This window comes from Metabacillus sp. YM-086 (assembly GCF_048059995.1).
Classification (GTDB): Bacteria; Bacillota; Bacilli; order Bacillales; family Bacillaceae; genus Metabacillus; species Metabacillus litoralis_B.
The window spans coordinates 52,275-64,237 of record NZ_JBLUOI010000003.1 but is presented as its reverse complement, the minus strand read 5'-3'; the positions used below and the strand labels follow the sequence as shown (position 1 = coordinate 64,237).

Here is an 11,963-nt window from a genome sequence, read left to right as displayed (position 1 = left end):
TACGATTTCTTCTAATTTGAAAATAGGAGGGATAAGATTTGTTGTTTAAGAAGTTAAAGCTACTATTTATTACGAAGGATTGGTCTAGCGGAATCGAACGAAATAATTACTATCTCTCCCAATCGTTAAAAAAGCTGACTAAATTAACTATTTGGGAAGAACCAGGAAATATTAACGATATTCTATCTTCTCTTGATTTTATACCTGATTTTATTCTTTTAAACGATTTACGCCCATCACGATGCCCCGAAATAAAAGGATTGCAAACATGTGATATTCCTATAGGAATGATTATGCATGATTTGCAGTACGAAACGAGTTATCGAAAGCAATTTATTGAAGAAAACAACATTCTATATCTTTTTACACATTATCGGGATAAGTTTTTAGAATGGTTTCCGGAATATGAGGATAGAATGATCTGGTTTCCTCATTATGTTCATACAGAAGTTTTCAAAGATTATAAACAAGAAAAAGAAATGGATTTTCTACTAATGGGCTCAACATACCCTCCGATCTATCCATTACGAGCAGCTATTTTAGATGGGATGAAAGATCTACCAAATTTCACCTTTCACGAACATCCAGGATATGATAAAGGCAAATATGACGAAAAGGAATATTTTGTAGGACGGAGGTATGCAAAAGAACTTAATAAAGCCAAAATTTTCTTTACCTGTGATTCCATATATAAATATCCAGTTATGAAATATTATGAAGTGCTTGCCAGTAATACCCTTCTATTAGCTTCCCATTCAAAAGAACTAGAAGACTTAGGGTTTATTCCTAATGTTCACTTTGTGGAAATCAATACAGAAAACTATTATGAAAAGGCTATTTATTATCTAGAAAACTACGAAAGTATTGGAAAAGAAATCGCAAAAAATGGATATAATATGGTTCGCAAACAACATTCTGTCAGCACAAGAGCGAAATTTTTAGTTAAAACAATAAAAAAAATTGTAAAAGCAAAAAAGAAATAAAATTGGAAAGGAGATGAATATTAAGATGAAGTTGTTATATATCGGTTATCTAGGATTTAATAATGTCGGAGACGAAGTCTGTTATGAATCATTTATTCAATCTATCAACAGATGGTCTAACTCTGTAGACAAAGTCATTGCTTATGACATTAAGGAAAACAAAGGAATAAAGAATATATTAAACAAAGAAACAATCGATGCTGTAATCTTAGGTGGAGGTTCACTTTTTCAAGGCGATATTTTTTTAACACTTGCCGAGGAAGCAATCGAGTTGGGAATACCCTTATATAGCTATGGTACTGGAATAGATTATCTAACAGAGGACACCATGTCTAAATATATAATTGGAGAGTCTTTTCAACCATCATCTTTTTTTGATAATCGGCAAATCAATACAAGTCGGATAAAAAAATTAGTTGAGTCGTTAACATATACTGGAGTAAGAGGTCCGTTAACCTTTCAATTTATTAAAGGTTTATCACCCGTTAACTCTTCTATTGAGATAATTGGTGATTCAGGCTTTATTTATAGTCCAAATTCTGATCATCATATCTTGAATCATTATTTATTTCCTGTTCAAGCACCACTAATCGCAATTAACTGGGGAACTACATTTAATAAACTTTTCGGATATAATGAAGCATTTGTAGAAGACCAACTTATTGAAAGCTGTTTCTACTTGATATCTAAAGGTTACCATATTGTCATTTATCCAATGTGGGATCAAGATATTGAATCATGCAGGAATCTTTACCACCGTCTGAACAACAAAGATTCTGTTACATTCATTCCTGAGGTTTGTAGTTCGTCACAAATTTACTCATTCTTAGGTAAATGTCACTTTTCAATCAACTTAAAACTGCACGCTAATATTTTATCTGCAGCGGCCTTTACTCCATTTATTCAAATTGCTTACCGTTCAAAAGGCTTTGATTTTGCTTTATCTATAAATCAATTTGAAAACACATTATATCCCCATTCCTCAACAATACTTGAAACAATTAAAGGGAAAGAGAAAAATTTTACCCGTTATCGTGAAAATTACACCAACAAATTGAAAGCAGAAAAAGAAAAATACACTGAAAAGCACAAATGTTTTATACAAAGCCATTTTTAGTTGCGATAAATATCTGCACCTTTTGATAATAGCTGCATAAATTATTCACTAAGTGAATCTTTTCCCATTGGAGGTAATTATGCACGAATCACAATATATCTCCCCCTTTCTAGAACCAACCATGAACAAGTACTTGCTTGTATGTCGTATTTCTGGTTCTAAATCTGTTAAAGCACAAAGACTCATGGCAATAACTATTGAATTAGTATTTCTATATTTTGATTCTTAGAACAACACATTAAATATAGTAATTCACTTATTTGTATATTCAACGTAAAAAACGAAAAACCTATTCTTCTTTCCAACAAGGCTATTACTCGATCGCTGGGTAATAGTCTTTTAATGTCTCAAAGTTTTTAAATAAACTTAGGCCGTACAATTTTTTATTTTAGAATAAATCACCTATACTTACTATGATACCGATAACTGAAAGGGTAAATAGTAATAAAATACATAATATTATTATAGGTGCTACCTTCTTTAAGAATCCACCTTCTTTGTTTTTATAGCTGAGATAACTAAGAATTAAACTTAGAATGCCCGAAAGAATTGAAGTGAAAAACAATCCTTTTAACAAAATAACCATTACACCCTTAGGCTGATCTGTAGCAATTGCATATGTAACAATTAAAGTTAATGTGCAAATGACAACCAATAGTGCAGACCATTTACTATATTTCTTATTCATAGGATTAAAGCTCCCCTCAACAACGTAAATAGAAATATATAATTTGTACCTTATTAAACACTTACATAGGTATATATCCTTTTGTTATGTAAACATATATAGCTACAGGGACAAAACTAAATATCATAGCTAAATTACATAAAGCTAGAAGTCTATTTTTTGCTACCCAAGCAAAATAAAAACCTATGGGGTTAAAAATAAACGTTAACATTCCATAAGGGTCTTGCATAGTAAGCACCAGATAAGGAACCCACGAAATAACACCGAAAAGGAAAAGAGATAGTGATAGATAATAATATATTTTTGTTTTAAGAATGATTTTACTCAACTTCTCCTCATCTACCGTTCTTATATATTTTGGCTGCTATAAATCCTGTAGTATGATTAATAGGAAATATAGTCTCTACCTTTTATTTACGACCACTTACTTATTTTACCATTATTTTTCAGGTAAAAGTAAATATGAAAAAAGCACGTTATTAAAACGTACTTTGATTGTTCATTTCTGACATTTTGGTGTGTGACATGATAAGGGTCCTTTACATTCCTAAGGAGTCTCTAAGAATATTTTCAAGATATAAAGAGCTAGTGATTTTTTTATTGCACTCGCTACTATCTTTACAAATAAGGTTGCCAATAGACTTAAAATAATCCGGATTGTTAGACTTTTTCACTTTTGTTACAGCAGAAAAATAGGAAACCTCACTAGTACATTTACACAAGGAACAAATATTTTTCTTAGATGTCGGGGAGAATTTACATTCAATGCCCACCAATTCTCCATCCAGCTCATATATAATATACTTTCTATTCGACCTTAAATCGTTCCAACTTAAATAGGTTAACTGACTATGATCAACGTTTGATAAATCAGGCAGCTTTAACTTCTTAGTCTTTGGAAACATTTTTTTCAGTTTCTGTTCGGTGATTTCTGGAAACGGCAACAAAAACTCAGTAAGATGTTGAATATATTGTTGGTATTCCTCATCAGTTTTCAAACGAGATAGATCCAATATTTTTTGTTGATCTAATGAAATATTAGGAATTAGATTTAAGATTTTGGCATTACTTAAGTCCTTTAAAGAAGTAAAAACCGAAGAAGGCAAATTCTTTTTGGAGCTATCTTTAATTAAAAGCACCTGCTTTTTAATAAAATTGTAGTGTTCATTTTTCAAAAATTTTTCAGTCATCATATGACACTCCTATCATTTTTTATCCTTATGAAATATTTTAAGAAGTGCATGTAACTTATAAAAGGTACAAAATGATTTAGAAACGTTTTTTACATAAAAAATCACTGATGAATATGTTTCACCAGTGACTTCTTTTACTTTTTATGTGAATAAACAATCTTTTTGATTGATTCAATTGAGAGGTAATATTCTTCGGAAAGTTGTTGAATACTACTGCCACTAGTAAAAGCATTTCGAATAGTTGCATTACGCAAATCAAGCAACTGTCGTCCACCACTTGAAGCTCCCCATTTCTGATATTCCGCTTCTGGCTTAGGAATGTAAATGGTTTCTCCTTGGACATATTTCTGGATTTCCACAATTAGCTTTTCAGGTAAAACTTTTTTTGCATTCATATACTTCACTTTGCTCGCTCCTTATTTATTTTTAATAAAAATAAGGTGCAAAGCCAATATATTAGAAAAGCTTATTCAGCGATTTTTTATCATTTCGCCCCATACAAAGTATCGCCTTTCCAATTTTAGGCTTTGCATGAGTGGAAGAAGTACCAGACAATCTTATGTGATTATCCATAATGTAAGCACCCCCTTTAAGATAACATTATAGCTTAAGTTATGATGAAGTGGACCTTTTTTATGTAAATATTTCCTTTTATTAACCACTAATTTTGCAGAGATTCCTAAAAAACAGAACCTCAACATTTTCCAGAAAGAACTCATCATTGGTCATATATTATGTTGAAACATCTAAGTTTTTTAATGCTTCAAGCAATCGATTTTGTACCTTTTCATCATTACTTACATAAAAGACTAATAAGTTACTTATTTCATATGCTTTGTGTTCTACTAATTCTGCTGCTGCAGTTATTTCTTCAAACCTTTGGACTCCCTTTTCTCTTTCACCCTCTGAAGGAAAAACATAAACTGATAATGTATGACCTTCTAAAATATATACTTCAGGTGTCATCTCGTTTAATTCTTGCATAAAGAAATCCTCACTTGATAACTCTGTATTTTCCAATTCAAAACCTTGCTCTGCTATGACAGTTTCTACATCTTCTAAAGTAATGTCGTTTGTTTTAGACGACTTCTCTTCTACTTCTTGTTGGCTACAAGCACCTAAAATGAATATTAATAGTACATACAATAATCTTCTTTTCATCATTTATTTACCTCATGTTTCACTTTGTAGGGATTGTCCAAAATCTAACTTTTTCTAAAAATTAAACTAAAATCGAATATAAAATCCTTCTATTAGCCAAAGTATCATTAGCATAGTTATTAAAGGAGAAGGTTAATGGATACAGCTCTTATACTAGAATACCTTTGGGTTTTAATCGTCTTAATTGGTTTAGAAGGAATTTTGGCAGCTGATAACGCATTAGTTATTGCCATAATGGTTAAGCATTTACCAGAAGATAAGAGAAAGAAAGCATTGTTTTATGGCCTAGCTGGTGCATTTGTTTTTAGATTTGGTTCCCTTTTCATTATTTCTTTTTTAGTCGATGTATGGCAGGTTCAAGCAATCGGTGCCTTATATCTATTGTTTATCTCTTTTAACCACATTTTCAAGAAATTTGTGCTAAGAAAAGGAGAAAATAAGAAAATAGGTGATGAAAAACAAGGCTCTGGTTTTTGGATGACCGTACTAAAGGTAGAATTAGCAGATTTAGCATTTGCAGTAGATGCTATTCTCGCTGCAGTTGCTTTCGCTGTTGCATTACCAGAAACTCCATTACCTCATATTGGAGGCTTAGATGGTGGGCAATTTTTAGTCATTTTAGCTGGTGGAATCATCGGACTCGTTATTATGAGATTTGCTGCTAACTTCTTTGTCGGTATCCTTCACAAAAAGCCTGGACTTGAAACAGCTGCCTTTCTAATTGTAGGTTGGGTTGGCGTAAAACTAGCTGTTTATACATTATCTCATCCTGATTTGGCGTATTTGCCAAAAGGATTTGCTAAATCTGCTGGATGGAAAATAACATTTTGGTCTGTTTTATTACTAATTGCTGTCCTAGGATGGTTTCTTTCAAAAGAGAGAAAGGATGAAGAAGAAACAATATCATAACCTTTCACAAGAAGCAAAGGTCACTAATTAACGTGATCTTTGCTTGATTAATATTTTTGTAAGGCATCTTCTAAATTACCCAGCCTTCTCAACATAACTCCACAACTTCCCACCTAACATCACAGTAAACAGCTTTTAATCATAAAAGCATGTCCCCTGCTTTAAAGTCTCTCTAGAGAGTTAACTCATTGTGAATTATTGATAATAATGGTAGTGTTATGTAACATAGTGTTTTTTCCTATGTAAAGGAGCGAATACACTATGCTTAGTAAGGCTGAAAACTTACTATTTCTTAGAGAACTTGGACGTTTACAGAATGAATTAAAAAGCTGTAATGATGACCAAGTCCGAGAATACATTCACCAAGACATTTCTCTTCTTATAAAAGCGTTATTAATTACTGCTTGTAAATAGCAGTTTTTTTATTGTGTAAAATAAACAAACTTGCACACTAAAATACATATTTTGTATTCCTATGTAATAAATGAATAATATTCAATTAAGGAATATTATTCCAGTCTAAAGTTCAACATACTTCTTCCTATCAATTTATTTCCATCCTTCCATAAAAACTCTAAAGCATACTGTGCACCAATTTTCTTTTCATCAACTTCAATGTCTAAGGGTATATTTGTAACGTTTATATTTTTCTTTTTTATTACTTCATAATTGTCTGTATTAATTTGAAGTAAGTTTATCTCAGTAGGCTTTGGTCTCATTTCATGCCAATCAATCTGTATGACATCACCTATTTCAACGTCCCCAGAGTGAATGTCAGGAAAGTTATATATGTTATTTTTACTACAATTATTCCAGCATACTTCAGCATACCCATAATCAAATAACTCACCAACTGATTCAGTTGATTTGAATTTTTTAATTTCAGGTATTTCCATAAATGTGAATTCTGGAAGCTTTCCATCGCTTATTTTCATTTGCTCATTTGTTTCTTTGATCACTATTTTCCCAACATATTGAGCTCTGTTAACAGAAACTGAATTAATAAATTCAACTTCTAATACATAATCCCCTTCGTTTGTTGGAAATTGAAATTCCCTATTATCTTTCAATTCCAAATCAATTTTTTCTCCGTGTTTCCAAAGTACAGCTGTTATCGTAGGGTCTCTCCAAATATCTCCACCATTATCTTCGTTCTCTTTAAATTCCAAAGAAGCTTTTTGGTTTGGAGAAACACTAATCACATCTTGTGATAATCCAAATTTTTCGATATTATCTACTGTTTCCTTTACTTCTCCACTCGATGAACTCCAACTAACATTAGCTTCTGTTAATTGTATTTGTTGATTTTGTAAACCCTTTTCTAAATGTAAATGAGCAATAGGAACACCAACATCATAATCCTCGCCAAAGCAGCCAGTTAATGCAAAAATAAAAAGCATTCCTACAAATAATGTCAAGAGTTTGTTCATATAAGTCACTCCTGTCTAAAAACCAAATCCTCAATTCAACATATTATTACGACTTGCAGCACCTATTCCACATCTGTTTGTTAAACCTAATTAATTTCATTAGTTCTAACAACCCATTTATTTATTAAGAAATGTCTGTTCCTACTCCAATCAAAATTACCAATCACTTGATTTATTTAAGAAGGTCAAACCGAGCAATTTCACCAACATTTGTTGAAATAATTAATGTAGCATCCAATGCATTGTCCTCAAGAATTTTAAGTTTTCAACTGGTGGTACCATCACTTTAATATGATTATTCTCATGACTTACACCAAGATCAAAAGTAAGGATGAATTGACCTTCTTCTCCTGGTTTTAAAACAGGTGTTGATGATCCTCCATAACCCAAACCAGTATTATTATAATAAAATGGGTTAAAGACATTGAATCCGATAACTTCATTGGAAGCGTTTATTAAGGTGTCATTTGGTTCTATTTCTATTTTTAGGGGATCATTTACCAATTCGCCAATCTTCACTTTATCATCATTTTTAAGTGAAAACTCATAATATAAAGATGTAGGGATAAGTTCTATACCCTCCTCATTAAATCCATACGAACCAAGTCTTTCTTTATCTGAGATGATCTCAACCTTTGAATCAATTAACTCTATGGACTGTTCCGTTTCTGATGAACATGAAATGGAGAAAAGTATCATTAAACCAAAAATGTAGATATAAATAGGCTTCTTCATCCTACACTCCTTTAATTATTGTTATATAGAACTAATATATTGTCACTATCCTTCTCAAAAGACTAAAGAAAAATAAATGATACCTCTAGTCACTGTAGTCTTGTAGTGTTCTAGAAATATTTCTAAGCTCTTCCACTCATTAGAGGTTTAGCCCAGTCTTTCCGATTATTTTGGATTGCGACTTTAGATGCTCTTTCCCAGTCATAAGGCACATTAATTTGCTCGATTAACCATTGATTTGCTTCTTTTTTCATAATAGTATAATTTGCATATGGTGATCCTGATTCCATTTTATGAGGGATAGGTAAATCATCTTTATATGCTGGAAGCCCTACACTTCCTGGGTTAACGACCAACTTATCATTAGGTAAATAGACAATTCTAGGAATATGACTATGTCCACACAATATCACGCTCTGTTCTACGTGTTGAAGACTTTTCATGATTTCTAGTGAACTCTTTAAGGTTCCTCCCGCTTCCGTCATCTCTTCTAAGAGATAAGCTTCATCAGAATCAGGTGTACCATGGCATAGGAGAATATCATCTATAACTACCGAAGAAGGAAGTTGCTTTATCCAATCGAGATGTTCTTCAGTCAACATTTGCTTAATATGATGTAGGGTAGATTGGGAATAATTGTCTACTGCTTCAAGTAACATACGATCGCAATTCCCCATGATATGAACCATTTTATGCTTAATTAATTGTTTATAAGTACCCAAAGGGTCTAAAGGACCATATAAACTATCTCCTAAGTTGAATATGTTATCAATACCGCGATTTGTAATATCTTGCAGGACAGCCTTTAATGCCAAATTATTTCCATGAATATCTGAAATAACCGCTATTGTTTGTTCCAAAAGATACACCCTCGATCACTAAAAATTTATAAAACCTAATAAACTATTAGTTTATTCAATATCATTCACCACAAATCACTATTATCCTTCATTTGACTCTATAATACTAATAAGGAGCTGTCTTTTTTAAGAACTACCCCTCAGTTACTAGAATTGGTTGTAAAACAATAGCTTCTCATTAAACTAATTGTCAGATTTTCTTACATGATGATTGAAAAAAGAGTGGGATAAAACTTATATTTATTTTGGAGGTTGTTTTTATGGAGATAAAAAAAGATGATTTAACTGGAGACAAAGTAGCTGAATTGATAAGAGAGCATCTTCATGCCATGACGTTGAATTCACCACCTGAAAGCATCCATGCTTTAAACTTAGAGAAGCTAAGACAATCAAATATTACCTTTTGGACTGCATGGGAAGACAATGAATTAGCCGGAATGGGAGCCTTAAAAGAACTCGACATCTCTCATGGTGAAATTAAATCAATGAGAACTTCATCGTCACATCTCAGAAAGGGTGTTGCCAGAAAAATGCTCCAGCACATCCTAGACGAAGCTATAATGCGAGGGTATGAACAATTGAGTTTAGAGACGGGATCAATGATTGAATTTGAACCAGCATGGAAGCTCTATGAAAATTTCGGCTTTGACTATTGTGAGCCTTTTGCAGACTATAAGGAAGATCCAAATAGCGTTTTTATGACAAAGAAACTTGGATAAGTTCTGTTTTGAACTTATCCTTTTTCTTCTCCAGTCTGAGAACGAAGAAATTATGTTGATAGTCGAAGAAGATTTTCTTATTTTCATATGAATAAGTATGTTGTATAATAATGACAAATTTGGTAATTTATCATTATTATATGTTTTTTGAGGTGTATACATTTATGCTCACAGCTCTAAACCTAATTGGTAGCATACTATTCGTTATATTAGGATTTATTTCTTATTTACGGTTCTTAAAAATTCCTAATAAGGATTGGAGAGAAATTGCATTAATTCTGTCTTTGATATTTATAGTTTTTGGATTATCTAGCTATATTTATTTCATTATTTCTGATTAACGCTTAATCATTCTCTCTCTTTTATCCCGTTATCAATCCATACCCTCTCTTACTTTCACCATGTTATACCAGCTGACTCCACCATGTTGTGATTGAGACAATCCATGATTAATAAATCCACATTTTTCATAAAAGGAAACTAACTCCTGTTTACATGTTAAAGTAATGCCTTTTCTTTCATTTTCTTTCACAAGCTCTTCCATTTTCTCGATTAACATCGTACCAATTCCTCGATTTCTTGCCTGTTTGGACACAGCTAAACCTAAAATACTCTGATATCCGCCTCTATTCGGATTTCTTTTGATTTTCTCAAAAAGATCATCAGTAATGTAAGGTTGATTAATGATAGGTCCATTGATATAACCAACAATCTCCCCTTTCTTTTTTGCCACTATAAAGGTATCAGATATCAGCTGTATTCTCTCCTCAAATGCTTCTTTCGTGGCAGCTTCTTCTACAGGAAATCCCTCATTTTCAATAAGTAAGAGCTGTTCTAAATCTGTAGCTTGAACATTTTTTAAGATAATCATATAATCTTTAACTCCTATCCTAACTCAATTCACATTTAATTTGTGTAGCCTCTCCGTATAAATCGTCGCCTATTTACTCCGCATTCATTTACCGAATAAAAGAAGAGGACGCGTTCTTAATCAGCGTTTTTATTTCGTAAAAAGTAAGTTATTTTCGAGTTTTAGTGAGGCATAGAATATACTACTAGATAAATAGCCATCACCAAGCTATATCCAAATAAAAGAATAAGTGTTACATAAAATACCTTACTCCAAACTCTTCCTTTTGCATATATATTTACTAAAAAGAAAAAGAACAAAGCACTTACAAAAATAAATTGTAAAAATTCCTTTACCTTATATGTTTCTAATAGTAATTCTTTATTATAGAACAGTTGCAAGTTTTCATTAACCGAAATTGGGATTGTAAATAAAGATGATATCAGTGCAATTACGGTAAAAAGTCCATATAAATTTAATACTCTTTTCGTATTGAGTTTCTTTTTTGTCACGATCTCAACGTTATTGGATGTTTGCTGTTGTATTTGCACCAACTTGACCTCCCACTATAATTCTCTCTATATATACGAACAAATACAATGAAAGTTTCGAGATGTTGGTATTAGATTTTGGAATATAATAATGTCCAATATACTAATAAAACCACTAAAAAAGGTCATTCACCTTCTTCAGTGGTTTTTTCACGTTCTTTTCTAAATAATGTCATCTATGATGCCGTATTCTTTTGCAGCTTCGGCACTCATAAAATAATCACGGTCCGTATCTTGTGCGACCTTTTCAATTGGTTGACCGGTGCGTTCTGCGATAATTTGATTAATATGCTCGCGCAGGCTGATGATCCGTTTGGCGGATATTTCAATATCTGTCGCTTGCCCTCTAGCACCACCTAACGGCTGATGAATCATAATCTCGCTGTTGGGCAGGGCATAGCGTTTTCCTTTGGTACCAGCCAGCAACAGGTTTGCTCCAAATGAAGCAGCCATCCCCATGCAAATCGTTCTAATATCTGGTTTGATGTATTGCATCGTATCAAATATCGCAAAGCCAGCAGTTACTGACCCACCAGGGCTGTTAATGTACATCGATATATCCTTGTCAGGGTCTTCAGCTGCAAGAAACAACAGCTGTGCTACAACACTATTTGCAAGCCCGTCAGTGATTTCATCACCAACCATAATAATCCGGTCCTTTAACAATCGTGAGTAAATATCATAAGACCTCTCCCCGCGATTAGATTGCTCGATAACATACGGTGTCACATTCATTTCGCTTCCTCCTTTTTTAGGCGGAAACCCCA

Annotated in this window: 16 protein-coding genes; 5 read left to right on the top strand and 11 right to left on the bottom strand. The window is 32.6% G+C overall.

Annotation, left to right across the window (positions count from 1 at the left end; translation table 11 throughout):
• Positions 1-38: 38 nt before the first annotated feature.
• Together ACEWK1_RS02155 and ACEWK1_RS02150 are read left to right on the top strand one after the other, a co-directional pair.
• Entirely contained in the window at positions 39-983 is a 945-nt protein-coding gene (locus ACEWK1_RS02155; protein WP_416635529.1) for a glycosyltransferase, read from the top strand.
• Positions 984-1,008: 25 nt separating this feature from the next.
• Positions 1,009-2,100 carry a polysaccharide pyruvyl transferase family protein gene (locus tag ACEWK1_RS02150; protein WP_416635527.1) on the top strand — a complete coding sequence of 364 codons (1,092 nt, stop codon included), beginning with the start codon at positions 1,009-1,011 and terminating at the stop codon, positions 2,098-2,100.
• Positions 2,101-2,488: 388 nt separating this feature from the next.
• On the opposite strand, the gene ACEWK1_RS02145 is transcribed toward ACEWK1_RS02150, so the two are convergent.
• From ACEWK1_RS02145 to ACEWK1_RS02125, 5 genes are all read right to left on the bottom strand, one after another.
• Complete coding sequence (locus ACEWK1_RS02145) at positions 2,489-2,788, bottom strand: hypothetical protein (protein ID WP_416635525.1); 300 nt, start codon at positions 2,786-2,788, stop codon at positions 2,489-2,491.
• 61 nt (positions 2,789-2,849) lie between these two features.
• Complete coding sequence (locus ACEWK1_RS02140; protein WP_416635523.1) at positions 2,850-3,116, bottom strand: hypothetical protein; 267 nt, start codon at positions 3,114-3,116, stop codon at positions 2,850-2,852.
• Positions 3,117-3,327: 211 nt separating this feature from the next.
• On the bottom strand, positions 3,328-3,978 hold the full coding sequence (locus tag ACEWK1_RS02135) for a FusB/FusC family EF-G-binding protein (protein ID WP_416635521.1): 651 nt from the start codon (positions 3,976-3,978) through the stop codon (positions 3,328-3,330).
• 137 nt (positions 3,979-4,115) lie between these two features.
• Positions 4,116-4,385, bottom strand: coding sequence for a CD3324 family protein (locus ACEWK1_RS02130; RefSeq protein WP_416635519.1), 270 nt, complete (start codon positions 4,383-4,385; stop codon positions 4,116-4,118).
• A 328-nt stretch (positions 4,386-4,713) separates the two neighbouring features.
• A complete protein-coding gene (locus ACEWK1_RS02125; protein ID WP_416635517.1) occupies positions 4,714-5,145 on the bottom strand; it encodes a hypothetical protein in 432 nt (143 codons plus the stop codon).
• A 132-nt stretch (positions 5,146-5,277) separates the two neighbouring features.
• Here ACEWK1_RS02125 and ACEWK1_RS02120 point away from each other — a divergent pair, with 132 nt between their 5' ends.
• Both ACEWK1_RS02120 and ACEWK1_RS02115 read left to right on the top strand, forming a co-directional pair.
• Positions 5,278-6,051 (top strand): TerC family protein, encoded by a 774-nt coding sequence (locus ACEWK1_RS02120; protein WP_212138264.1) that lies wholly within the window; start codon positions 5,278-5,280, stop codon positions 6,049-6,051.
• Between the two features lie 261 nt (positions 6,052-6,312).
• The gene (locus ACEWK1_RS02115; protein WP_416635515.1) at positions 6,313-6,465 is read left to right on the top strand and encodes a hypothetical protein; all 153 of its coding nucleotides are present in this window, start codon (positions 6,313-6,315) and stop codon (positions 6,463-6,465) included.
• A 95-nt stretch (positions 6,466-6,560) separates the two neighbouring features.
• On the opposite strand, the gene ACEWK1_RS02110 is transcribed toward ACEWK1_RS02115, so the two are convergent.
• The 3 genes from ACEWK1_RS02110 to ACEWK1_RS02100 form a co-directional block, all read right to left on the bottom strand.
• On the bottom strand, positions 6,561-7,481 hold the full coding sequence (locus ACEWK1_RS02110) for a hypothetical protein (protein ID WP_416635513.1): 921 nt from the start codon (positions 7,479-7,481) through the stop codon (positions 6,561-6,563).
• 222 nt (positions 7,482-7,703) lie between these two features.
• Positions 7,704-8,216 (bottom strand): hypothetical protein, encoded by a 513-nt coding sequence (locus tag ACEWK1_RS02105; protein WP_416635511.1) that lies wholly within the window; start codon positions 8,214-8,216, stop codon positions 7,704-7,706.
• A gap of 122 nt (positions 8,217-8,338) precedes the next feature.
• The gene (locus ACEWK1_RS02100) at positions 8,339-9,076 is read right to left on the bottom strand and encodes a metallophosphoesterase family protein (RefSeq protein WP_416635509.1); all 738 of its coding nucleotides are present in this window, start codon (positions 9,074-9,076) and stop codon (positions 8,339-8,341) included.
• 260 nt (positions 9,077-9,336) lie between these two features.
• Between ACEWK1_RS02100 and ACEWK1_RS02095 the strand changes: the two genes are divergently transcribed.
• Positions 9,337-9,795 (top strand): GNAT family N-acetyltransferase, encoded by a 459-nt coding sequence (locus ACEWK1_RS02095; RefSeq protein ID WP_416635507.1) that lies wholly within the window; start codon positions 9,337-9,339, stop codon positions 9,793-9,795.
• 373 nt (positions 9,796-10,168) lie between these two features.
• Here ACEWK1_RS02095 and ACEWK1_RS02090 read toward each other — a convergent pair whose 3' ends face one another.
• The 3 genes from ACEWK1_RS02090 to clpP form a co-directional block, all read right to left on the bottom strand.
• Positions 10,169-10,666 carry a GNAT family N-acetyltransferase gene (locus ACEWK1_RS02090; RefSeq protein WP_416635504.1) on the bottom strand — a complete coding sequence of 166 codons (498 nt, stop codon included), beginning with the start codon at positions 10,664-10,666 and terminating at the stop codon, positions 10,169-10,171.
• Positions 10,667-10,827: 161 nt separating this feature from the next.
• Positions 10,828-11,196 carry a hypothetical protein gene (locus ACEWK1_RS02085; protein WP_251405552.1) on the bottom strand — a complete coding sequence of 123 codons (369 nt, stop codon included), beginning with the start codon at positions 11,194-11,196 and terminating at the stop codon, positions 10,828-10,830.
• Positions 11,197-11,358: 162 nt separating this feature from the next.
• On the bottom strand, positions 11,359-11,931 hold the full coding sequence (gene clpP / locus ACEWK1_RS02080) for an ATP-dependent Clp endopeptidase proteolytic subunit ClpP (RefSeq protein WP_121662059.1): 573 nt from the start codon (positions 11,929-11,931) through the stop codon (positions 11,359-11,361).
• Between the last annotated feature and the right edge of the window lie 32 nt (positions 11,932-11,963).

Excerpts from the sequence above, each read along its gene's own strand:
- ACEWK1_RS02090 (WP_416635504.1), bottom strand. The coding sequence starts at position 10,666 with ATGATTATCTTAAAAAATGTTCAAGCTACAGATTTAGAACAGCTCTTA.
- ACEWK1_RS02120 (WP_212138264.1), top strand. The coding sequence starts at position 5,278 with ATGGATACAGCTCTTATACTAGAATACCTTTGGGTTTTAATCGTCTTA.
- clpP (WP_121662059.1), bottom strand. The coding sequence starts at position 11,931 with ATGAATGTGACACCGTATGTTATCGAGCAATCTAATCGCGGGGAGAGG.
- ACEWK1_RS02105 (WP_416635511.1), bottom strand. The coding sequence starts at position 8,216 with ATGAAGAAGCCTATTTATATCTACATTTTTGGTTTAATGATACTTTTC.
- ACEWK1_RS02135 (WP_416635521.1), bottom strand. The coding sequence starts at position 3,978 with ATGACTGAAAAATTTTTGAAAAATGAACACTACAATTTTATTAAAAAG.
- ACEWK1_RS02145 (WP_416635525.1), bottom strand. The coding sequence starts at position 2,788 with ATGAATAAGAAATATAGTAAATGGTCTGCACTATTGGTTGTCATTTGC.
- ACEWK1_RS02110 (WP_416635513.1), bottom strand. The coding sequence starts at position 7,481 with ATGAACAAACTCTTGACATTATTTGTAGGAATGCTTTTTATTTTTGCA.
- ACEWK1_RS02115 (WP_416635515.1), top strand. The coding sequence starts at position 6,313 with ATGCTTAGTAAGGCTGAAAACTTACTATTTCTTAGAGAACTTGGACGT.
- ACEWK1_RS02150 (WP_416635527.1), top strand. The coding sequence starts at position 1,009 with ATGAAGTTGTTATATATCGGTTATCTAGGATTTAATAATGTCGGAGAC.
- ACEWK1_RS02095 (WP_416635507.1), top strand. The coding sequence starts at position 9,337 with ATGGAGATAAAAAAAGATGATTTAACTGGAGACAAAGTAGCTGAATTG.
- ACEWK1_RS02125 (WP_416635517.1), bottom strand. The coding sequence starts at position 5,145 with ATGATGAAAAGAAGATTATTGTATGTACTATTAATATTCATTTTAGGT.